This window comes from Pseudomonas sp. GW460-LB5, from assembly GCF_059423245.1.
Window position 1 is genome coordinate 1 of record NZ_JBWKXT010000081.1, and the last position, 22,258, is coordinate 22,258.

Here is a 22,258-nt window from a genome sequence, read left to right on the forward strand (position 1 = left end):
CAGGTTTCAACGTACGTCGTTTTTTGATGTGTTGGCTGCTCGATAGCCGGAAAATTTCCGGCTATTTCAGACCATCCCTAGTTCATTAACCGTTCCCACGACACGCTCTGTTACAGCTGGAGAAACCGTATTTTCCCCTTTAAAGCCTGGATTTCGCATGTGAAACCCTGCCTTAGGGCGAATGCTCTGCAACCTCACTTGGGGAAGCTTCATGTGCCCGCTTGGGTCAGTGTTGTTAACGGGATCCCCGCCGCAGTAGGCGTAACAATTTAATCCTCCAGCACCCATAGGGCTCATGCTGTCAGGGCGATGGAATCTCATCAAAACCGGATTGAACGCACGGTATCCATTCCCCAGCAAGTAGTGCCCTGTGGCCGACTCTTTTCTCTGACCGCTGTAGCGCAGCAGGGATGCGCTTTGCTCGCCCCCATCACGCCCATAAACGGTGTACTGGAGTGCACAAGATGAAATCTGCGATGTCGACATGGTTCCCACCCTTTACCCGAAATAAGGCAAATGGTGGGCTGTGCATGAAATGCCAACAACTGGCAGAACTATCAGGTGGCCTCGCTAGCGCGCCTCACCCCGGCACTTGAACGTCTGCGAAGGCAGCTCGCCAAATTGCTGCCGATACACTTCGGAAAACCGGCCTAGGTGAAGGAAGCCGTAATCCAGGGCAAGCTCGGTCACACTGCGCACACCGCAAGTCGGGTCGCTCAGGCACGCATGCACCCGTTCCAGTTTGCGCTGGCGCACGTAATGCTTGGGTGTGGTGCCCAGGTGCTGGTCGAACAACGCATACAGCGAACGCACACTCATGCAGGCCTGCTCTGCCAGCACTTCAGCCGACAGCTCCAGTTTCAGGTTGCGCTCGATGTAATCAAGAATGCGCTCAAGGCCCGCCTGCGGTGCGCTCAGGCATTCGCGGCGGATATTGGTGCTCATCAGGGTCAACAACTTGCTGGCGACAATCTGGCTGTAGTGCCCCTGCACCCTGGGCAGCGAATCGCTCACTTCTGCTTCATGGCAAACCATGGCCAGCAGGTTGACGAAGCCGTCCAGTTCATCCAGCCGGTAATGGTTGCGCAAGAACCGCACGCCGCCATCGGGCCGCTGCCAACGCTGTTCGTCGCAGATTGAATCCAGCAGCCGGGTTGGCACTTTAAGGATGAACTTCTCGCAGTCTTCCGAGTAGGTCAGGTCAACCGGGTCATCCGGGTTGATCAGCAGCAGCTCGCCCGGCACCAGATGCTGCTCGCGCTTGTGCCCACGCCACAGGCAGTTGCCGTTGAGCAACACTTGCAGGTGATAAATGGTTTCCAGCGCTGGCGAAGTCACGCGAACGCTGCCCCCGTAGCTGATGCGGCACAGGTCGAGTTCGGCGAACTTGCGATGGCTGAGGCTGGCCTGGGGATGGGTGGTACGGGACAGACCGATGCAATGCTGGCCTACATGCTGGTTCACATAATCGGACACAGCATAAGGGTCGGCGTGGTGAAACACGCTACTGCGCTCGCTCAGCAGGCGGCTTTCCATAGGCAAGGCACTCGGTATCGTTATTCTTCTGGTCGCCGCTTCCTACGGCCTTGTGGGCGGTGGTTGCGGTCGTCACGGTCATTCTATCGGGCCGGTTGCGGGTTGCGGGGGCAGGCGACAACCGGTGGATGGGCACACTACAGCAAAAAGGCGGGGGTTGGGCAATGCGGCGATGGGATTGGATGGGCGGATAGCGGACAAGCCAGATGCAGCTGGCGTTCGTTTACCGAACAGAGTGTTCCTGTCACGGCCGCTTCGGGAGTAAACCCGCGCGAGGCCGGTCATATTTCATTTCATCCAGAAACAGCTTGCAACCAAACCACCCTGCCATTCGGTCACTTTTTCAACATCCGGCGCAGTGCTTCTGCTAGAAATCGCACATGCCTACCCTCTTCCTTACCCACCTGCGCCGCTGCTGGCTCACCTGGCTGTGCGCCACCTTGCTGGTCATAGGCCTACCCTCTGGCTGCGCCATGCTGCAGCACAAGGAGCGTGAACTGGTGTTTCGCATAGAGCCTGGCCAGGCCAGCTGGTTTCGCGGTTTACCCAGCGACGTGCAGGAACTCGACCTACGCCCGCGCAGCTTCAGGGATAACCAGAGCCTGCATGCCTGGTGGTGGCCGGCCAAACGCGCCAATGCCCCGGCGGTTCTGTACCTGCACGGCGTGCGCTGGAACCTGACCGGCCAATTGTTCCGCATCGAGCAACTGCATGCCATGGGCTACTCGGTGCTGGCCGTGGATTATCGTGGCTTTGGTCAAAGCCGGGGCGATCTGCCATCCGAGGCCACGGTGTACGAAGATGCCCGGGTTGCCTGGGAGCGCTTTGTCCAGTTACAGCCCGATGCTGGCAAGCGCCTGATCTTCGGTCACTCGCTGGGCGGTGCGGTAGCGGTGGAACTGGCCAGTGAATTGGCACGTGAGGCGCAAAAAGACGGTGTCGGGGCGCCGGCACGCGGATTGATCCTTGAGTCGACCTTCACCTCCTTGGGCGATGTCGCGGCAGCGGTGGCCGATACCTCCCTGCCGGTACGCTGGTTGATGTCGCAGAAGTTCGACTCGCTGGACAAGATCGGCAACATCGGCCTGCCAGTGCTGCTGGTGCATGGCACGGATGACCGTTTTGTACCCCCGCGCTTCAGCCAGCAGCTGTTCGACGCAGCCCGGCAGCCCAAAACATTGCTGCTGGTGCCGGGCGCCACCCATAACAACAGCATGAGCCTGGCCGGGCAGCGTTACAGGCAGGCGATACAAGCGCTGCTCTGAACCGTCCAATGGCCTTTGGTAGCCGAAATCCTGGGGCCGTTGCGCGCCCCTTTCGCGACACAAGGCCGCTCCTGCAAGGGCCTGCGCAACGGCTGCGGTTCACTGCACCGGCAAAAAGTTCATCAGCAGCAGGCTTTGGGCGTAATTCAAACCAATCCGGCGATAGCGCTCATCCAGCAACTCGGCTAACAGGTCCAGCCGCGCAACGATCTTGCCGAACTCCACGGCAAAACTCAGGTTACTGCCCTCTTCCGAAATCTCGTTGGAAAACAGCAGCAACACACCATTGGCGTCCTGCCGTTGGCTAAGCATCCAGGTGGCCTTTTCGATGTTGCGCGCCGCGTTGTTGATGAACAGCGGATCGAGTGTATCGGTCATGTAGAACTCGGTGCGCCCGCCGTGCGCGGTGATCAACATGCTGCCGATGGCGTAGATGAAAGCACCCACCCGATCTCCGCGAAACTCCGGGCTCAGGGCGTAGCTCAACGCAGCCAGGTCACGGCGGTTGCCCAGTTGCGGCAGTGGCTGGCGTTGTTCGATGGCCATACGGATCTGCCGCTCAGCGGTGGCGGCATCCACGTAGCCCGACATCTTCCACTGGTTGGGGTTGCGCAGGTACAGCTTGTTCATCAGCAGGTACAGGCTTTGCAGGTTGTCGCGCATCGACAGCGAGGCCAGGCGGTCGACGCTGGTCTGGAACAGTTCACTGGGCTTGCCGTTGCCGAACTGGCTGACAATATCGCGGCCTTGCTCCTGGGTGCAGGCGCACAGGCATGTGAGGGCGCCTGCCAGCAGCAGGCGTGGGAGGAAATTCGGGTAGCTTGCAACCATCGGCACCGGGTCGATATTCGGCGGCCGCACCGGGGGTCAGTGCAGCCTGGCCAAGCATAGAACCCGGAAATCGTAAAAAGTGCAGTGATCGGGGATAGGTGGCTCACATGGCGTGGCGCAACATCTCTACCATCTGCGCATGCAGCGCCGGGTCACCACAGGCCACTACGCACCCGCCATTCTGTGCGCTGCTGCCATCCCAGGCCGTGATCACCCCGCCCGCCCCTTCGATGATCGGCATCAGCGCCTGTACGTCATACGGCTGCAGGCTCGCCTCGACAATCACATCTACAAATCCCGATGCCAGCATGCAGTAGGCATAGCAATCGCCGCCGTAGCGCATCAAGCGCGCCTTGCCAGCAGCGGCCTCGAACGCAGCTTTACGCTCGGCGGTATCGAACATGTCCGGTGTGGTGCACATCAGCGTGGCTGAAGCCAGGTCGGCACAGGCACGGGTTTTCAGTGGCGTACCGCTGCACCACGCACCCTCCGGGGTGCCGACAAAACGTTCGCCAGTGAATGGCTGATTCATCACGCCTACCACCGGGCGCGTGCCATCGTTCAGGGCAATCAACGTGCCCCACAACGGCAGGCCGGTGATGAAGGCACGGGTACCGTCGATCGGGTCGAGCACCCAGGTCAACGGGCTGCTGCCAATGGCCACGCCTGCCTCTTCACCCAGAATACCGTGGTCAGGGTAGCGTGCCTGAATCCGCTCGCGCATGGCGTCCTCGGCCGCCTTGTCAGCCACCGTGACAGGGTCGTAAAGGCGCCCGCCCTTGTCCTCGACATCCAGGCTGGCGCGGAAGTACGGCTTGATCGCCACTGCGGCAGCATCGGCCAACTGCTCGGCGAAGGCGCGATATTCGCCGATCTGTTCAGCACTCAGGGACATGGGACAGGCCTCGTGACAATGATAGGGCGCGCATCATACCCGACACGCGGCGCCAGCCACACCCGGCCATGCGCCTGGTGAAAAACGGGCATGGTTCTATCAGGTGCACACGGGTCTAGACTCAACAGAACCAGCTAACCGGGGGGGCTGCCACACGTGGAGGTGTGAGATGAGCCAATTCAAGCGCTTGTTTGTCATGCTCGGCCCGCAGATGCGCCATACGCCAGCGCTGCAACGCGCAGCGGCGCTGGCGGAGTCCAGCGGTGCACTGCTGGATATCAACGTATTCGTCGACGATGTCGACACCTTTGGCTTGATGGGCGATGGCCGCGAGCGTGAGCGGCTGCTCAGTGACAACCGCCAGTGGCTGGCAGATGAGGCCGATCAGTTGGGCAATGCGGGCCTGGACGTTTCAACCGAACTGTTGTTGACCCGCGACCCCCTGGGCAGTGTGCTGGAGCGGGTCGAACGGCAAGGCTGTGACCTGCTGGTCAAGGATGTGCAGCACGAACCGGTGCTCAAACGCCTGCTGGTCACGCCACTGGATTGGCAGTTGCTCAAGGACAGCCCGGTTGCCGTGCACCTGGTCAGCGACATCCGCCTGCCCCTGCCCCGGCAAATTGCCGCGGCCGTGGACCTCAACAGCCACGGTGCTGGCGAGCACCTGGATGAGCAGGTGATTCACTGCGCACGCGCCTTGGCCCTGCAGTGCAACGCCGAGCTGCACCTGCTGCATGTGTGCGATGCAGCCAAAACCCATATCGCCGACTTCGGTGCCGGCACCGTGACCATGCCCGGCTTCGATGGCAGCGTGCGGACTGCGCAGCGGGCTGCGTTCAACCGCCTGGGCGACCATCACCAGATCCCGCTGGAACGGCGGCACTTCCTGGAAGGCGCAGCGATCAGGGCCATTGCCCAGTTTGTCAGCCACAGCCGGGCGGATGTGATCGTGATGGGCAGCCACCGGCATGACGCCATGCAGACCTACCTGGGCGGAACCACGGCCCATGTGCTGGAACACCCGCTGTGCAATGTGTTGGCGATCAAGGCCGTTCGCTGAGTGCTGATATGCCCTGACCGGTCTCTTCGCGCTTTGACCCGCGAAGAGACCGGCACAGATTTCACGTGTTGGTATCTGGCACACCAGTGCCACTTAAAAAGAATGCATTTGATAATGATTCGTAGTAGTTTCTCGGCGCTTGCCCACCCTCCCTTCAGCGCCCTATTCCAGGATCGTATCGTCGATGCGTCGCACATTCGTTTCGCTTTGTGTGCTCCATGCTGTCTCCCCACTGGCGTTTGCCGAGCCTGAAACGCTCGGCGCCCCCGCCCAGATCGAACTCCAGGCCCTCAGCATCACCGGCACCGCCGACAGCGAACGCGCCGATGGTCCGGTCCAAGGCTACAAAGCCAGCCGCTCAGCCAGTGCCACCCGCACCGACACAGCGCTGCACGAAACGCCGCAATCGGTCAGCGTGGTGCCCAAGGATGTGCTGCAAGACACCGGCGCCACGCGCCTGCAGGACGGCCTGGACTACGCCGGCGGTGTCGGCCGCGCCAACAACTTCGGCGGCCAGGGCCTGACTACCTTTACCGTGCGTGGCTTCACTACCGGCGAGTTCTATCGCAATGGCTTCCCGATCAACCGCGGCTACCCCAACGCCCCGGACGCCAATACCGTCGAGCGGCTGGAAGTGATCCGTGGCCCGGCCACCAGCCTGTATGGCCGCGGCGACCCCGGCGGCACGTTCAACGTGGTCAGCAAACAGCCACTGCCGGAATCCAGGGTCACTCTGGGCAGTCAGTTCGATGACCAGGGCATGCACCGGGCAACCCTGGATGCGACCGGGCCTTTGAACCAGGACGGCTCGCTGGCTTACCGCCTGAACATGCTGGGTGAAGGAGGCGACAGCTTCCGCGATGATGTAGAAAGCGAACGGTATGATGTCGCACCGGTCATCAGCTGGCAGGTCAATGACGCCACGAAGCTCATCTTCGAAGGCGACTTCATGCGTAACAACCACCCGCTGGACCGCGGCCTGACACGGCTGCCCGGCCAGCTCGGCACAGCCTCGCGCGACACCAACATCTGGGAAAAAGGCAGCGACAACCTGCTGCACAACGACAACAACATGGCCCAGCTACGCTTCGAGCACCTGCTCAACGACAACTGGACCCTGGGCGGCGGCATGCAGTGGCTGGACGGCTCGCTCAAAGGCAATGCCGTGGAGGCTAATGGCTTGCAGCCCGACGGCCGCACCCTTGGGCGCAACTTCAACTACCGTAAGCTGGAGTGGACCGACCGCGATTACCAGCTCAACCTTACCGGCCACTTCGACACCGGCGGCTTCGCCCACACGCTGCTGACCGGTATCGAGTACGAAGACTACGACTACAACTCGATTATCCAGCGCTCCGCTGCAGGCGCCACCGCCTACCCGATCGATATCTTCGACCCGGTGCTGGGCCAGGCACGTCCGGCCCTGACCCGTACCACCACCCACGACAAGGAAAACCTCAAGACCTGGGCACTCTTCGTTCAGGACCAGGTAGCCCTTACAGAGCGGCTCAAGGCCTTGGCAGGTGTGCGTTTCGAGCGCTTTGAGCACGACTACGTCAACAAACTCAGCGCAGCGGGTGACTTCAACAAGGGCGAGAACGGCGTCACTCCACGTTTCGGCCTGCTCTATGAGCTGACCGACACCGTGGCGGTCTATGCCAACACCGCACGTTCGTTCAAACCCAACAGCGGTGCGCCTGCAGGTGCGACGGGGCGCGGTTTCGACCCCGAGAAAGGCAAATCCTACGAACTGGGCGTGAAATGGGAAGCGCTCGATCGCCAGCTGAGCGTCGACGCGGCGATTTACCACATCGTCAAGGAAAACGTGCTGACGCGCGACCCGGCAGACCCCAACTACAGCGTGGCCGCCGGCCAGGTGCGCAGCCGCGGCCTGGACATCAACATCGCGGGCAACATCACGCCGCAGTGGCGGGTGATCGGCGGCTACGCCTATGTCGACGCCGAAGTTACCAAGGACAACCGCTTGCCCACCGGCACCCGCCTGGCAAACATTCCACGTAACAGCTTCAGCCTGATCAACACCTATGAATTCCAGGACGGCTTGGCCAAAGGTCTGGGCCTGGGGATCGGCGTGAAGTACGTGGATGACCGTAATGGTCAGACCGAGGCGGTCACCTACAATATGGGCCAGTACACCGTGGTTGACCTGCTGGGCTTCTACCAGCTCAATGAGCACGTACGTCTGAACCTGGACGTGAAAAACGTGTTCAACAAGGAATATGACGAAGGTGCATTCAACACCTACGCCTACCCGGGAGCACCTCGGACGGTGCAGGCTGGGGTCTCCTACACATTCTGAATGGCTGGGGCTGCGTTGCAGCCCCCTGCTTCAGAAACCTTTGCTGTAGAACAGCGAGTAGGACTCAATCCCGTCGTTAGGCTGCTTGATCCCCGCATTGGAATAATGCATCGCGCGGATCCCGACCTTCTGCTCCCCAGGCAGCTTCAGGCCGAAACCGATGCGGTCTTCGAAGTTGAACGCCGACCCCATGCGCTGGTCACCCACATCGGTCTTGGAAAATGCCGCCAGGCCAATACCGGCCTCGATGTACGGCGTGTAGGTAAAACCGCTGAATTCATAGGTGAACACCGGGCTGAAGGACAGCGAGTGCGCACCGCTGGCGTCACCACCCTCCCAGTAGGTGTAGGCGGCATCCCAGTAACCACTCACATAGCCGGTACTGCTTTCCAGCCATTTCTTGTCCCAGTCGAATGACAGGCCGATACGGTAGGTCATGTCACCTTGGCTAGTGGCGCCCACGGCACCGGACACCTGTGCGGCCTGGGCCAGGTTGGCCCCTGCAAAGGCCAGCACTGCAGCAGCCAGCGAAGCTGCAAGACGGGTTTTCATCAACGACTCTCCTGATGGTCTACACGGCAAGCGGGGGCTTTTGCCCCTCGATCTTTATGAGGTGACCGGCGCATCCAGACGGTCACACGAAGTAATAGTTTTGTGATTATTGTCCAAATAATCAGAAAGTTGAAAGTGAATTGCCACTAATGGCGTAATGACTTCGTCAAGATGTGCCTTGCCGAGCACCGTGTTTCTTCATGTATTCAGGCTCTGCGCTATGGCGGGAGCACATCTGTACTCCCGCCCCTTCTCCCATCAACGCCAGTTCAGGTGCACGGTGGTGGGGGCCTTGCCGTTCACCGTCACCCATTGCTGCGTCGTCGCACCCTGGGCGGTGCCAGTGACCTTGTATTTGCCGGCCGGCAACTGCACATACAGCAACGGCCCGGCATCCATGACGCTGAGTACGGGCTGGCCTTGTGCATTCTGGATGTCGACTGTGGCACCGCTCTGGAACTTGCCTTGCGGCCCAGTCGAAAGCTCTACATGCAGGTCATAACCGGTGGTCTTGCGCAGCGCATTGGCTTCGTCCTGGCCAATTCCGCCTTGCACGTAGCGCACGCCGTTCTGTTCCTGCGGTTGCAACTGCACGGCCTGCATGTCGATGGGTGCATTGAGGTCGGCGGCGGCAGCCAAGGTCCATGGCATGGCCAGGGTAATCAGCAACGCCGCGCCGAGCGCATAGTGGTGGTTTCGCATGGTACGACCCTCCTTCAGAGGATGGCTTACCTAGTATCTGATCCTCGTGGGGTACGGGTGTTCTGGCTGATGCGTAGCCGTCACAGCAACAGGTGGCAATCAATCATCAATTCTTGTTATTTATTATTTATCTATCAATGATTTGAGCGACCTTCTTCAAGTAGCTTCACGAACATGCTCAGGCTGCGCGATACGGTGCCACGTCGCCACACCAGCCAGGTTTTCAGGTAGCGGAAATCCTCCGACATCGGCCAGGCGCTGACCGTGCTGCAGCCGGGCATATTGTCCAGCATGCTGCGCGGCATCATGGCCAGGCCGGCGCCAGCGCTCACGCAGGCCAACATGCCGTGATAAGACTCCATCTCGTGGATCTTTCCTGGCACTGCCTGGTCCTTGACGAACCAGTTTTCAAAGTGATGGCGATACGAACAGTTGGCGCGGAAGGCGTAGATGCTTTCACCGTTCACATCCTGGGCGCGGGTGACGGGCGCGTGGTTGAGCGGTGCAATGACCATCATCTCTTCCTCGAACACCGGTATGCCTTCCAGTGTCGGGTGCAGCACCGGGCCGTCGACGAAAGCCGCCACCAGGCGGCCAGACAGCACGCCTTCGAGCATGGTCCCCGAAGGCCCGGTGGACAGGTCCAGGTCGACCTTGGGGTAGCGCTGGTTGTATGCCGCCAGCAAAGCCGGAATGCGCACCGCTGCCGTGCTTTCCAGCGAACCAAGCGCGAAGGTGCCCTGCGGGTCTTCGCCGGCCACGGTCAGCCGCGCCTCGTGCACCAGGTCGAGGATGCGCCGGGTGTATTCGAGAAAATTCCAGCCCGCAGGCGAGAGGCGCAGGCGGCTCTTCTCGCGAATGAACAGTTCCACGCCCAAGTCTTCTTCCAGTTGCTTGATGCGCGTGGTCAGGTTGGACGGCACCCGATGAATGTGCTGCGCGGCGGCACTGATGCTGCCCTGTTCTGCCACGGCCTTGAAGATCTCCAGTTGCACCAGGTCCACAGCCTTTCTCCAAACGTGAATGTTTCGCTCATTATTATTCAGTTTTCATTAAACCCATAGCCCACTAGTCTGGCGTCACTGATTAACAACAACGAGAGTGTCCGCCATGAGCGCGATCAGCAGCCTGACCCACGCCATCTCCCTCGATCCGTACACCGGCGAGCAGATCGGCGCCTACCCGTTCGACACCGACGCCGCACTGGAAGCGGCGCTGCAACGTGCCAAGGTTGGTTACCGCCAGTGGCGCCACGTGTCGCTGGGTCAGCGCAGCGAGTACCTGCTGGCGCTGGCCAGCACCCTCGAAGCCAAGGCCGAAGCCTTTGCCCAGATGATCAGCCGCGAAATCGGCAAGCCGATTGCCCAGGCCCGTGGCGAGGTCAGCAAGTGCGTGGGCCTGTGCCGCTGGTACGCCGAACACGGCCCGGCCATGCTTGCGCCGGAACCGACCCAGGTTGAAAAAGCCCGAATCGAATACCGCCCACTCGGCCCGATCCTGGCTGTGATGCCGTGGAACTTCCCTGTCTGGCAGGTGCTGCGCGGCGCCGTGCCGGCGATCCTGGCAGGTAACACCTACGTGCTCAAGCATGCGCCGAACGTGATGGGCAGCGCGTACCTGCTGGGCGAGCTGTTCAAGGATGCCGGCCTGCCGGCGGGCGTGTTCGAAGTGCTGAACGTGACCCCGGACGGCGTCACCCGCGCCATCAACGATGCGCGTATCGCCGCCGTGACCCTGACCGGCAGCGTGCGTGCCGGCATGGCGATTGGTGCCCAGGCCGGTGCCGCGCTGAAGAAGTGTGTACTGGAGCTCGGTGGCTCCGACCCGTTCATCGTGCTGGCCGACGCCGACCTGGATGCCGCGGTCAAGGCTGCGGTCATTGGCCGTTACCAGAACACCGGCCAGGTTTGCGCTGCGGCCAAGCGCCTGATCGTGGAAGACAGCATCGCCGAGGCGTTTACCCGCAAGTTCGTTGAGGCTACTCGCGAGCTGAAAGTCGGCAACCCACTGGATGACAGCACCTATATCGGCCCGATGGCCCGTTACGACCTGCGCGACGAGCTGGATGGCCAGGTTCAGGCGACCCTCGCCGAAGGCGCTACCCTGCTGCTGGGCGGTCACAAGGTCGAAGGTGCAGCCAACTTCTACGCGCCGACCGTGTTCGCCAACGTCACCCCGCAAATGACCGCATTCAAGCAAGAGCTGTTCGGGCCGGTAGCCGCCATCATCACTGCACGTGATGCCGACCATGCCGTAGAGTTGGCCAACGACAGCGAGTTTGGCCTGGCCGCGACCATCTATACCGCCGACTATGCACTGGCCGAGCGCATGACTGCAGCACTGGATACCGGTGGCGTGTTCATCAACGGCTACTGCGCTTCCGACCCCCGTGTGGCGTTTGGTGGCGTGAAGAAAAGCGGGTTCGGGCGTGAGCTGTCGCACTTCGGTGTGCGCGAGTTCACCAATGCCCAGACAGTGTGGCTAGACCGTAACTGATCGGCAATGCTGGGGCTGCGTTGCAGCCCTTTCGCGACACAAGGCCGCTCCTACAGGAAATTGCGTGTTCCTGCGGGAACGGCTTCAATCGCGGACCTGGTCCTTGACCCAGTCCAGCATCCCCCCCGGCACGATCAGTTCATGCCGCGCCCGCGAACAGGCGGTATACAGCCCCGCCAGCATCCGCGCCCGCTCATTGCGGTTGCCCGCCACCTGCGGCGCCACCATCAGCTCCGGCGACACCATTACCCGGGCGAACTCCATGTTTTTCACATCCCGTACCCGCGCCAGGAACAACTTGGGCGCCTTGTCCCAGCGGTAACGGCTCTTGGCTTTGGCAAAGTGCTCGGGTGTATAGCCTTTGCGCAGCATGTTGGCCACGGCAATGAACGCCTTGTCATCGCCCTTGTCCTGCTCCAGGGCCTGCCAGCTGGCATAGCGGAACAACATCGGGTGACGCGGCCGAGTGTCGTAGCGGTACAGCTCGATGCAGTCCTCGACGAACAGTTCGAAGTCCTTGCGCGCGCTTTTCAGCAATACGAACGGCACCCCCTGGTGGGTCAGGCGCTGAAACCAGCCAAACAGGCCCCATTCGTCATCGACGATCAGCGCCGTAGGCTGCTCCGGCACCGTCACCTGATCGAAGAAACTGACCCGGGTGTAATGCTCGGCGCTGCCACTGAAGGCCCCCTGGATGGCCGCCGGGTGCGCCTGGATCAGCGGGTTGAGCACATTGTCCATCGCCGGCCCGGCACGTAACGAATGGTCGATGCAGCGTTGGCGGATGAAGCTGCCATGGTGCGGGCTGAAGCCGTTGAGGTTCTGCAACTCGTCGCCCAGGGTAATGATCGACTGCGGGCTGCGATCGAGCACGACAAGCATCGGTGCCGACAGCTCGTGGGCCTCATCGACGATCACGTGGGTGTAGCGGCTATCGATCACATAACCGGTCAACGACAGCAGCTTGACCCGGTGGTAGTCGCGCACCGGCAACTGGACGTCCCGCGCGGACGGGCGAATCAGCTCTTGCCAGTACAGGCGGGCTTTTTCCAACAGCACCTCCTGATCCAGCGGTGAAGTGCCAGGCCCGGCCCAGGGCAAGTGGTGCAGCTGAAGCTGGGTGTCGGCACTGTGGCAGAAGGTGCGCACGGCCCGGACGCACAAGGCAACCACATCGCGCGCGGTGAGCGGACCGATGTCAGGGATGGCCAACCAACGCACCACCTGCGCGTCCTGCGGGCGCCATGACAGTTTGGTGCGATAAGGGTCACGCAGGCGCCAGCCGTTGCTGGTGAGGTCGCTGTTGAGGAGCTCGTCTGCCAGCTGGCCGAAGGTCAGCGCGGTGTAGGCGGCGGCGTCCTTTACCCGCGCCTGCAGGGCGCGCAACTGGCCTTCGGTCAAGGCCAGCAGCAACGTGCGCTGTGGTTCCAGCAGGCGGGCAAACTGTTGAATCAGGAAGGTCTTGCCGGTGCCAGCGAAGCCCTGCACCGCCACTGACTCATCGATACCACCAAGAAACTCGCGCAACAGGCGGTTCTGCTGGTCGCTGAGCATCAGGTCGCTGGCCAGGGACGGCAGGTACACCGGATGCAGCGGTGTGGCCCGCTGGCGGTAGGTGTCGGCAAACTGGAAATTCCACTGGCCTTCGGTATCCAGCAGTTCATCTGCGGTGTACTTCACCTCGGCGGACAGCAGCGCGATGCCATTTTCGCCCAGCATGCCCAGGCCCATCGCAAAGGCTTCGCGATCAAAATGTTGCGCTACCTGGCTTTGGAAGCGCCCCGGTGCGGCGCTTTCGACCTGGTTGGCGATGCGCACGATTTCGGCGAAGCGGCGTTCTTGCGCATCGGCCGAGGCGGTAGCCGGCTGGCGAGGCAGGTTTTGCACGAACAGCACAGCGGCAGCGTCCAGGACGCTGGCAATAGTGAAGAAGTCGGTGTTGGGCTCGCTGGCGAGGCGGTCGGCCTGGTCACTGGGCAAAGGCAGGTAGAACATCGGCACCTCGGGTTGGATCAGGGCGGCACGATAGCAACTTTCGGCGTGGGATGCTGAGTTCAGTGTCGCCTGCTGCACCAGAATCCAGATCAGGAAGTTGCTTGAAGAAGTTTCGGTAACTAAATGAAATTAAACAAAAAACAGTGTGGATTCGAAGGTCACACCTTAACCCCTGCCCCGCCGCAAGGTCTCGCTCGGAAACTCCTTGAACAATTGACGGTAACTCTCTGAAAACCTTCCCAAATGCCAGAATGACCAGCGCATCGCGACCTCGGCCACGGTCGCCCTGCCATCGCGTAACAAATCGCGCCGTGCGCCGTTCAGCCGGCGCAAGCGCAGCCACTGCGCTGGCGGCATGCCGGTAAATGCCTTGAACGCTTGCTGCAGCTGGCGCAGCGATACCCCTGCAACATCCGCCAGCTCCACCAGGTTCAACGTCTCCTCGGGGCAATCAGCCGCCCACTCGCTGACCCGCCGCATGATCGCCCGCTCTTCGTCGCGGCGCCCCAAGGCTACGCCCTGAAGTCGCTGGCTGGCGTTATCAAGGATGAACAGGCAATCCTCCAGCAGTTGTTCCGCCAGTGCCTGCCCCTGCACTGGGCAGTCAGCCTGCCCGAGGCGGGTCAGCGTGGCGCTCAGCCAACTGCCAAACAACGCGTTCTGCCCACTGCCCAACGGCACCATGAACAACCCTTCGAGGCGTTGCGGGTCCAGCCCATGGCGGGCGAGGAAGGCCTGGTCGAACACCACTGCCACTTCCTGATAGTTCTCCGGGGTTATCCAGATATTGCGGCTTTGTTCGTTCAGCACGTACAGGCTGTTTTCGCTGCGGTCAAAGCAAAACGCCAGTGAACCGCTCGGTGCGCGGAAAAACTGCTCCACCCGGGTATTCAGACGCTCCTCGTATACCTCCACGCCATCCATCCCCAGCCAGCGCAACTCTCCGCTGAAATTGCCCGGCGACATCTGCCGGTATTGCTGCTGCCAGCCGGGGGTCGCGCGCACTTGCTCAGAGACATCGGTGGTATGAAAGGCCTGAACTTGCAGCGCATTGGGCGTTGTCACGCGAGATCCTAGTTGCACTCTTTTGGTGCATTGCTTACCGAAGAAAATGGATAGATCGGCCCCGGGGGCTGCGACCAAGATAGTCTCCAGTGCGTCACCTGGGAAGTGCACACCTTGCAAAGCCATACTGCGGCTTTCGTCAAAAGCGTCGCTCCCACACTAAAACCCAACCAAGAGGTCTGTATGAACGCCCCCTTCGATCAGCTGTACACCTGGCTGAAAGAACACCGCATCACCGAAGTCGAATGCGTGATCAGCGACCTGACCGGCATCGCCCGCGGCAAGATCGCGCCCACCGCCAAGTTCCTCCACGAGCGTGGCATGCGCCTGCCCGAAAGCGTGCTGCTGCAGACGGTCACTGGCGACTACGTTGACGATGACATCTACTACAACCTGCTCGATGCCGCCGACATCGACATGGTCTGCCGGCCCGACCCCTGCGCCGTGTACCAGATCCCGTGGGCGATCGAGCCAACTGCGATCGTGATCCACGACACCTTCGACAAGCAAGGCAACCCCATCGAACTGTCGCCGCGCAACGTGCTGAAGAAAGTGCTCAAGCTCTACGCCGACAAGGGCTGGCAGCCGATCGTCGCGCCCGAGATGGAGTTCTACCTCACCAAGCGCTGTGAAGACCCGGACTTGCCACTGCAGGTGCCGCTGGGGCGTTCTGGTCGTGCCGAAAGCGGTCGCCAGTCGTTCTCGATCGATGCCGCCAACGAATTCGACCCGCTGTTCGAGGACGTCTACGACTGGTGCGAGATCCAGGGCCTGGACCTGGATACGCTGATCCACGAAGACGGCCCGGCGCAGATGGAAATCAACTTCCGCCACGGCGACGCGCTGGACCTGGCCGACCAGATCACCGTGTTCAAGCGCACCATGCGCGAAGCGGCGCTCAAGCACAACGTGGCCGCCACTTTCATGGCCAAACCGATCACGGACGAGCCTGGCAGTGCCATGCACTTGCACCAGAGCGTGGTCGACATCGCCACCGGCAAGCCAATCTTTGCCAATGATGACGGCAGCATGAGCCAGCTGTTCCTGCACCACATCGGCGGTTTGCAAAAGTACATCCCCAAGCTGTTGCCGATGTTCGCGCCCAACGTCAACTCGTTCCGTCGCTTCTTGCCGGACACCTCGGCGCCGGTCAACGTCGAATGGGGTGAAGAAAACCGTACCGCCGGGCTGCGCGTACCCACCTCCAGTCCAGAGGCAATGCGCGTGGAAAACCGCCTGCCGGGCGCCGATGCCAACCCTTACCTGGCCATCGCTGCAAGCCTGCTGTGCGGCTATCTGGGCATGGTCGAACAGCTCGATCCAAGCGCACCTGTGCAGGGCCGCGCCTACGAACGGCGCAACCTGCGCCTGCCGATCACCATCGAAGACGCCCTGCAGCACATGGAAGACTGCGAAACCGTGCAGCAGTACCTGGGCAAGCAGTTCGTCCAGGGCTATGTGGCGGTCAAACGTGCCGAGCATGAGAACTACAAGCGGGTCATCAGCTCCTGGGAGCGTGAGTTCCTGATGATGAGCGTCTGACCCACCCGGGGCGCTGTGCGCCCCCAGTACACCAAACTCAAAGAACAAGACCAACGAGGTGTCCCCATGCGTCATTTGCAAGCCCTGATCCCCGCTGCGTTCGCCCTGCTGTTCGCCACCACCACCCAGGCCACCCCCTCGGTCAGTGTGTACAACTGGACCGACTACATCGGTGACACCACCCTGGCTGACTTCCAGGCCAGCAGCGGGATCAAGGTGGTTTATGACGTGTTTGACTCCAACGAAACCCTCGAAGGCAAGCTGCTGGCCGGGCGCACCGGTTACGACGTGGTGGTGCCGTCCAACCACTTCCTCGCCCGCCAGGCCCAGGCCGGCGCCTTCCTGCCGCTGGACCGCAGCAAGCTGCCGAACTGGCAACACCTGGACCCCAAGCTGCTCAAGCAGCTTGAACAGAACGACCCCGGCAACCAGTACGCTGTGCCCTACCTGTGGGGCACCAACGGCATCGGCTACAACGTCGACAAGGTCAAGGCAGCCTTGGGCATCGACCATATCGACTCGTGGGCGGTGCTGTTCGAGCCCGAAAACCTGAAAAAGCTCAAGCAATGCGGCGTGGCCTTCATGGATTCGCCCGACGAACTGTTCCCGGCGATGCTCAACTACCTGGGCCTTGACCCACGCAGCGAAAAACCGGCCGACTACGCCAAGGCTGAAGCACGCTTGCTCGAACTGCGGCCCTACATCACTTACTTCCATTCATCCAAATACGTGTCCGACCTGGCCAATGGCGATGTCTGCGTGGCCTTCGGCTATTCCGGTGACGTGTTCCAGGCCGCCAACCGCGCCGTGGAGGCGAAGAACGGCGTAAAAGTCGCCTACAGCATCCCCAAGGAAGGCAGCAACCTGTGGTTCGACCTGCTGGCCATTCCCAAGGACGCCAGCAACCCCGAGCAGGCGCTGGCCTTCATCAATTACCTGCTCGACCCGAAAGTGATCGCCAACGTCAGTGCCACGGTCGGTTATGCCAACGCCAACCCCGACGCCAAGGCCTACATGGATGCATCGCTGGTGCACAACCCTGAGATCTATCCTCCCCAGGACGTGCTGGACAAGCTCTACATCTCCAGCACCCCGAGCCCGAAGATCATGCGCGTCATGACCCGCTCCTGGAGCAAGATCAAGTCCAACCGCTGAGCCGAGAACGCCCATGTCTTTCGATTCCCAACACACTGCTTCGTACTACGCTGCCACGGCACGCAACGCGGCGCCCTACCCAACCCTGGACGGCGAACTGACGGCTGATGTGTGCGTGGTCGGCGGCGGGCTGACCGGCGTCAACACCGCCCTGGAACTGGCTGAACGTGGCTTGTCGGTGGTGCTGCTGGAAGGCCGGCGCATTGGCTGGGGCGCCAGCGGGCGCAATGGCGGCCAGCTGATTCGCGGCATCGGCCATGACGTCAGCGGTTTCACCCGGCATGTCGGTCAGGATGGGGTGCGCTACCTCAAGCAGGCCGGCATCGATTCGGTGGCGCTGGTGGCCAGCCGCATCGCCCAGTACGGCATTGCCTGCGACCTGCGCTGGGGTTTCTGCGAACTGGCCAACACGCCTGAGCAGTTCGCTGCCTTCAAGGACGAGCAGGATGACCTGGCAGCGCTTGGCTATCGCCCTGAAACCCGCCTTGTAAGCCCTGGGCAGTTGCATGAAATTGTCGCCAGCGACCAGTACGCCGGCGGCCTGGTCGACATGGGTTCTGGCCACCTGCACCCGCTCGACCTGGTCCAGGGCGAAGCCCGTGCCGCCCATAGCCTGGGCGTGCGCATTTTCGAGCAAAGCCCCGTGCTGCGTATCGAGCACGGCCCGCGCGTGACCTTGCACACGGCCCGTGGCAAGGTGCGGGCAAGCAGCCTGGTGCTGGGCTGCAACGCTCACCTCGATGAACTGGAGCCGCGGCTGAGCGGCAAGGTGCTGCCAGCCGGCAGTTACGTGGTGGCCACCGAACCGTTGCCCGAACCGCTGGCGACCACACTGATCCCGCAGAACATGGCGCTGTGCGACCAGAAGGTCGGCCTGGACTACTACCGCCTCACGGCAGACCGCCGCCTGCTGTTCGGCGGGGCCTGCCACTACTCCGGCCGCGACCCCAAAGACATCGCCGCCTACATGCGGCCCAAAGTGCTGAAGGTGTTCCCGCAACTGGCCAACGTGCGCATTGACTACCAGTGGGGCGGCATGATCGGCATCACCGCCAACCGCTTCCCCCAGGTCGGGCGCCTGAGCCAGCACCCTAATGTGTATTACGCCCAGGGTTATTCCGGGCACGGGCTGAACGTGACGCACTGGACGGCAAAACTGCTGGCCGAAAGCATCGCCCTCGGCCACAGCCAGGGCCTGGATGTGTTCAGCGCCGTGCCCCACCTGACGTTCCCTGGCGGCAAGGCGCTGCGCTCGCCGCTACTGGCACTGGGCATGCTGTGGTACCGGTTGCGCGAAGCGCTGGGTTGAGTGCGCTGCAAAGGACGCGGTGCCCGAGAGAAGGGGCGCCGCCACTTTTTCCGCTTTCCACAGGGGATTGAACTCGCCCACTGGCCAACTGTCGCGCACCTGCTAGCGTTGTTCTGGCCGACCTCTCATGGATGCGCCTTCATCATGAAATCACTGCCTCGCATTACCCTGTTGTGCGCCGCACTGCTTGCCGTGGCCGCCTGCTCCAGCAATCGCGTGGACCCCAAGGATTATTCCGGCTTCCTCAAGGACTACAGCCGGTTGCAAGAAGCCAAGAGCCCGTCGGGTGACCCGGTGATGCGCTGGATCGACCCCAAGGTCAATATCAACCAGTACAGCCAGGTGTTCATCGAGCCCAGCCAGTTCTACCCCAAGCCGCAGCCGACAGCGGTTATCTCGCAGCAGACGCTGCAGGAAATCACCCGCTACTTCAATGAAGCGCTGCGCCGTGAACTCGGTAGCGTGATGCCCTTGGCCAAGGGGCCCGGCCCGGGCGTGATCGTGGTGCGCCCGGCAATCACGGCGGTGTCCACCAGCAATGAAGGCCTCAAGCCCTATGAAGTGATCCCCATTGCGCTCATTTCGGCAGGTGTGAACACCGCCATGGGTGGACGTGACCAGGACGTGGATGTCGGCGTGGAGGCGGCGTTCCTGGACGGTGCCAGCCAGAAAGTGCTGGCCCAGGTGGTACGCAAAGGCGCGGGTCAGGAACTGGAAAACGATACCCAGAAGCTGACCTTGAATGACGTCAAGCCGGTACTCGATGGCTGGGCCAAGGACATGCGGGCGAGCTTCATTGAAGCCAGGCAGAAAGCCCGCTAAGGGCCGCCCGAACACAATACTTGTGGGAGCGGCCTCGCGTCGCGAAAGGGCTGCGAGGCAGCCACAGGATTCAAGCCCTGATATACAAAGTGCTGGGGCCGCTTTGCGGCCCTTTCGCGACGCAAGGCCGCTCCCACAAAAGACTGCATCGGCCGGTGAGTTTTCCTAGCACTCGACAAAGGCGACTGCCAGGCCGCCGCGCGAGGTCTCTTTGTAGTTGGCATGCATGTCCGCCCCGGTATCACGCATGGTGCGGATGACCCGGTCGAGCGAAATAAAGTGCTCGCCATCGCCGCGCAACGCCATCTGCACCGCGTTGATCGCCTTCACCGCAGCAATCGCATTGCGCTCGATGCACGGCACCTGCACCAGGCCGCCAACCGGGTCGCACGTGAGCCCCAGGTTGTGTTCCAGGGCAATCTCGGCCGCGTTTTCCAGCTGCGGCGGCGTGGCACTCAACACCTGTGCAAGGCCGGCAGCGGCCATCGAACACGCCGAGCCCACCTCACCCTGGCAGCCGACCTCGGCACCGGAAATCGACGCGTTTTTCTTGCACAGTATGCCCACGGCCGCTGCCGCCAGCAGGAAGTCCACTACATCCGCATCGCAGGCGACCGGGTTGAATTTCATGTAATAGTGCAACACCGCCGGGATGATACCGGCCGCGCCGTTGGTGGGCGCGGTGACCATGCGCCCGCCGGCGGCATTCTCCTCATTCACCGCCAGGGCGAACAGGTTGACCCATTCCATGGCGCTGAGCGTCGAACCAATCACGTTGGGCTTGCCCAGTTCCTGCAGGCTGCGGTGCAGCCGCGCGGCGCGGCGCTTGACGTGCAGCCCGCCAGGCAGGATGCCTTCGTTGCGCAGCCCGTTGTCAACGCACTCTTGCATCGCCGCCCAGATGCGCAGCAGGCCTTCACGTACTTGCGCCTCCGGGCGCCAGGCACATTCGTTGGCCATCATCAGCTGCGCCACGCTCAAGCCGTGGGCTTTGCACAAGGCCAGCAACTGGGCAGCACTGTCGAACTCATAAGGCAGCACAACAGTATGGGTTTCGCCTGCCGGGGCATCCAGTTCGCCCTGTTCAACAATGAAGCCGCCACCTACCGAATAGTAGGTCTGCAGCAGCAGGCTGCTCTCCCCGTCCAGTGCTTCCAGGCTCATGGCATTGGGGTGGTAAGGCAGGCTCTCGTCGAGCAGCAGCAGGTCGCGGCCATACTCGAAAGCCACCGGGTGGCTGCCATCCAGCATCAGGCAATGCTCCTGCAACACCTGACCAACGCGCGACTCGATGGTGGCCGGGTCTATGCGGTCCGGCCACTGGCCCATCAGGCCAAGCAGGCAGGCGCGATCGGTAGCGTGGCCAACCCCGGTGGCCGACAGCGAGCCATACAACCGCACTTCGACGCGCGACACCTGTGCCAGCAGCCCCTGCTCACGCAGGGCCTGGGCAAACGTCGCCGCTGCCCGCATCGGGCCGACGGTGTGGGAACTGGACGGCCCGATGCCGATTTTGAAAAGGTCGAAAACACTGATAGCCATGCTAATGCCTGACCGTACCCTGATTTGAATCCACAGCACGGTTTAGTGAATGAAATTGAGCGGTATTGCGATTTTGCGCGATACTGACGCGCTGGCTCACGGATGACCAACGAATCTTTCTAAGCAAGCCTTTAGTGGTGCTAAACGATGCGACGACAACTCAATGGCCAGGTGTTTGTCTGGCTGCATGTATTCGCCTGTGCAGCCCGGCACCTGTCCTTTACCCGCTGCGCCGAAGAGCTGCACATCACCCCTGGCGCGGTCAGCCAGCAGATGCGCCAGCTGGAAGAACGCCTGGGTTACCGGCTGTTTCTGCGCCGCGCGCGCGGCGTGGAACTGAGTGCCGAAGGGCAACGCCTGGCCCAGACGGTGGCCGAGGCTTACGGCAGTATCGAGGCTGAACTGCTGCGCCTGGACGCCGGTGAAATACGCGGCACCTTGCGCGTGCGCTCGATTCCGTCATTTCTGGCCAAATGGCTTACCCCGCGCCTGCCACGCTTTCAGCAGCGGTATCCGGACATCGAGCTGCGCCTGGTGGCCGAAGACAGCGCCCAGGCATTGACACCAGGCGATTTCGACCTGGCTATCGACCTGAATGATGGCAGCTACCCGGGCATGCTCTCGACACCGCTGCTGGACGAACAGATTTTCCCGGTGTGCTCACCCACCCTGCTGCGCGGGCGCCCCCCCCTGCATGGGCCGGCGGACCTGGTGCACTACCCGCTGCTGCACGACATTACCGCCTGGCGGGGCAGCTCGGAGTATGCGGAGTGGGAGTTCTACCTGGACGGGATTGGCGCCGCCGGCCTGGATGTGCGGCGTGGACATACCTTCAACCGCAACCACCTCACCATCGAGGCGGCAATTGCCGGTATTGGTGTAGCGATCGCCCGGCGCACACTGCTCAATGACGAACTGGAGCGCGGCGCGCTGATCGTGCCGTTTGGCGTGCCGATCGCCAACCACAAACGCTACGTGGTGCATTACCCGCCAGGCGGGTTGAACCAGCCGGGCGCGCGGGCGGTGCATGACTGGCTGGTGGAGGAGGCGCGAGGGTTCAGGGAGTTGCATCCGCTGAACAAGGAATAGAGGCTCTGTGGGAGCAACTGTCTTCTTGTGGAAGCTGGCCTTGCCGGCGATGGGGCGAGTAGCGCCCCAAGCCCGGCTCTGC

General features: G+C 61.8%; 19 protein-coding genes. 9 read left to right on the forward strand and 10 right to left on the reverse strand.

Annotation, left to right across the window (positions count from 1 at the left end; translation table 11 throughout):
* Positions 1-66: 66 nt before the first annotated feature.
* Both AC07XM_RS28680 and benR read right to left on the reverse strand, forming a co-directional pair.
* On the reverse strand, positions 67-486 hold the full coding sequence (locus AC07XM_RS28680; RefSeq protein ID WP_102690101.1) for an RHS repeat-associated core domain-containing protein: 420 nt from the start codon (positions 484-486) through the stop codon (positions 67-69).
* A gap of 84 nt (positions 487-570) precedes the next feature.
* Positions 571-1,536, reverse strand: coding sequence for a benABC operon transcriptional activator BenR (gene benR, locus AC07XM_RS28685; RefSeq protein WP_023048142.1), 966 nt, complete (start codon positions 1,534-1,536; stop codon positions 571-573).
* A gap of 380 nt (positions 1,537-1,916) precedes the next feature.
* Between benR and AC07XM_RS28690 the strand changes: the two genes are divergently transcribed.
* On the forward strand, positions 1,917-2,801 hold the full coding sequence (locus AC07XM_RS28690) for an alpha/beta hydrolase (protein ID WP_102690100.1): 885 nt from the start codon (positions 1,917-1,919) through the stop codon (positions 2,799-2,801).
* A 99-nt stretch (positions 2,802-2,900) separates the two neighbouring features.
* On the opposite strand, the gene AC07XM_RS28695 is transcribed toward AC07XM_RS28690, so the two are convergent.
* Positions 2,901-3,632 carry a hypothetical protein gene (locus AC07XM_RS28695; protein WP_024717498.1) on the reverse strand — a complete coding sequence of 244 codons (732 nt, stop codon included), beginning with the start codon at positions 3,630-3,632 and terminating at the stop codon, positions 2,901-2,903.
* 103 nt (positions 3,633-3,735) lie between these two features.
* Positions 3,736-4,527: a histidinol-phosphatase gene (hisN, locus tag AC07XM_RS28700; RefSeq protein WP_060517852.1), complete on the reverse strand. Its 792-nt coding sequence runs from the start codon at positions 4,525-4,527 to the stop codon at positions 3,736-3,738.
* A 169-nt stretch (positions 4,528-4,696) separates the two neighbouring features.
* Between hisN and AC07XM_RS28705 the strand changes: the two genes are divergently transcribed.
* A complete protein-coding gene (locus tag AC07XM_RS28705; protein ID WP_095115349.1) occupies positions 4,697-5,587 on the forward strand; it encodes a universal stress protein in 891 nt (296 codons plus the stop codon).
* Positions 5,588-5,771: 184 nt separating this feature from the next.
* Positions 5,772-7,907, forward strand: coding sequence for a TonB-dependent siderophore receptor (locus AC07XM_RS28710; protein WP_102690099.1), 2,136 nt, complete (start codon positions 5,772-5,774; stop codon positions 7,905-7,907).
* Positions 7,908-7,937: 30 nt separating this feature from the next.
* Here the strand turns inward: AC07XM_RS28710 and AC07XM_RS28715 are convergent, their stop codons facing one another.
* The 3 genes from AC07XM_RS28715 to ptrR all read right to left on the reverse strand — a co-directional run bounded on the left by AC07XM_RS28715 (position 7,938) and on the right by ptrR (position 10,165).
* On the reverse strand, positions 7,938-8,459 hold the full coding sequence (locus AC07XM_RS28715; protein WP_016487236.1) for an acyloxyacyl hydrolase: 522 nt from the start codon (positions 8,457-8,459) through the stop codon (positions 7,938-7,940).
* 258 nt (positions 8,460-8,717) lie between these two features.
* Positions 8,718-9,161, reverse strand: coding sequence for a hypothetical protein (locus AC07XM_RS28720; RefSeq protein WP_102690098.1), 444 nt, complete (start codon positions 9,159-9,161; stop codon positions 8,718-8,720).
* A gap of 134 nt (positions 9,162-9,295) precedes the next feature.
* Complete coding sequence (ptrR, locus tag AC07XM_RS28725; RefSeq protein WP_102690097.1) at positions 9,296-10,165, reverse strand: putrescine utilization regulator PtrR; 870 nt, start codon at positions 10,163-10,165, stop codon at positions 9,296-9,298.
* Positions 10,166-10,271: 106 nt separating this feature from the next.
* Between ptrR and AC07XM_RS28730 the strand changes: the two genes are divergently transcribed.
* Entirely contained in the window at positions 10,272-11,657 is a 1,386-nt protein-coding gene (locus AC07XM_RS28730) for an aldehyde dehydrogenase family protein (RefSeq protein WP_060517858.1), read from the forward strand.
* Positions 11,658-11,741: 84 nt separating this feature from the next.
* Here the strand turns inward: AC07XM_RS28730 and AC07XM_RS28735 are convergent, their stop codons facing one another.
* Together AC07XM_RS28735 and AC07XM_RS28740 are read right to left on the reverse strand one after the other, a co-directional pair.
* A complete protein-coding gene (locus tag AC07XM_RS28735; RefSeq protein WP_102690102.1) occupies positions 11,742-13,652 on the reverse strand; it encodes an ATP-binding protein in 1,911 nt (636 codons plus the stop codon).
* A gap of 165 nt (positions 13,653-13,817) precedes the next feature.
* Complete coding sequence (locus AC07XM_RS28740; protein ID WP_102690096.1) at positions 13,818-14,717, reverse strand: helix-turn-helix domain-containing protein; 900 nt, start codon at positions 14,715-14,717, stop codon at positions 13,818-13,820.
* 183 nt (positions 14,718-14,900) lie between these two features.
* On the opposite strand from AC07XM_RS28740, the gene AC07XM_RS28745 reads away from it, so the two are divergent.
* The 4 genes from AC07XM_RS28745 to AC07XM_RS28760 all read left to right on the forward strand — a co-directional run bounded on the left by AC07XM_RS28745 (position 14,901) and on the right by AC07XM_RS28760 (position 19,545).
* The gene (locus tag AC07XM_RS28745) at positions 14,901-16,259 is read left to right on the forward strand and encodes a glutamine synthetase family protein (protein ID WP_023048145.1); all 1,359 of its coding nucleotides are present in this window, start codon (positions 14,901-14,903) and stop codon (positions 16,257-16,259) included.
* 66 nt (positions 16,260-16,325) lie between these two features.
* Positions 16,326-17,414: a polyamine ABC transporter substrate-binding protein gene (locus AC07XM_RS28750; RefSeq protein WP_016487243.1), complete on the forward strand. Its 1,089-nt coding sequence runs from the start codon at positions 16,326-16,328 to the stop codon at positions 17,412-17,414.
* Positions 17,415-17,427: 13 nt separating this feature from the next.
* A complete protein-coding gene (locus AC07XM_RS28755) occupies positions 17,428-18,723 on the forward strand; it encodes an NAD(P)/FAD-dependent oxidoreductase (RefSeq protein WP_016487244.1) in 1,296 nt (431 codons plus the stop codon).
* 144 nt (positions 18,724-18,867) lie between these two features.
* Positions 18,868-19,545: a DUF3313 domain-containing protein gene (locus tag AC07XM_RS28760; protein ID WP_016487245.1), complete on the forward strand. Its 678-nt coding sequence runs from the start codon at positions 18,868-18,870 to the stop codon at positions 19,543-19,545.
* A gap of 165 nt (positions 19,546-19,710) precedes the next feature.
* On the opposite strand, the gene AC07XM_RS28765 is transcribed toward AC07XM_RS28760, so the two are convergent.
* Positions 19,711-21,087 carry an L-serine ammonia-lyase gene (locus AC07XM_RS28765; protein ID WP_016487246.1) on the reverse strand — a complete coding sequence of 459 codons (1,377 nt, stop codon included), beginning with the start codon at positions 21,085-21,087 and terminating at the stop codon, positions 19,711-19,713.
* Between the two features lie 147 nt (positions 21,088-21,234).
* Between AC07XM_RS28765 and AC07XM_RS28770 the strand changes: the two genes are divergently transcribed.
* Positions 21,235-22,176 carry a LysR substrate-binding domain-containing protein gene (locus AC07XM_RS28770; protein ID WP_016487247.1) on the forward strand — a complete coding sequence of 314 codons (942 nt, stop codon included), beginning with the start codon at positions 21,235-21,237 and terminating at the stop codon, positions 22,174-22,176.
* Positions 22,177-22,258 lie beyond the last annotated feature (82 nt).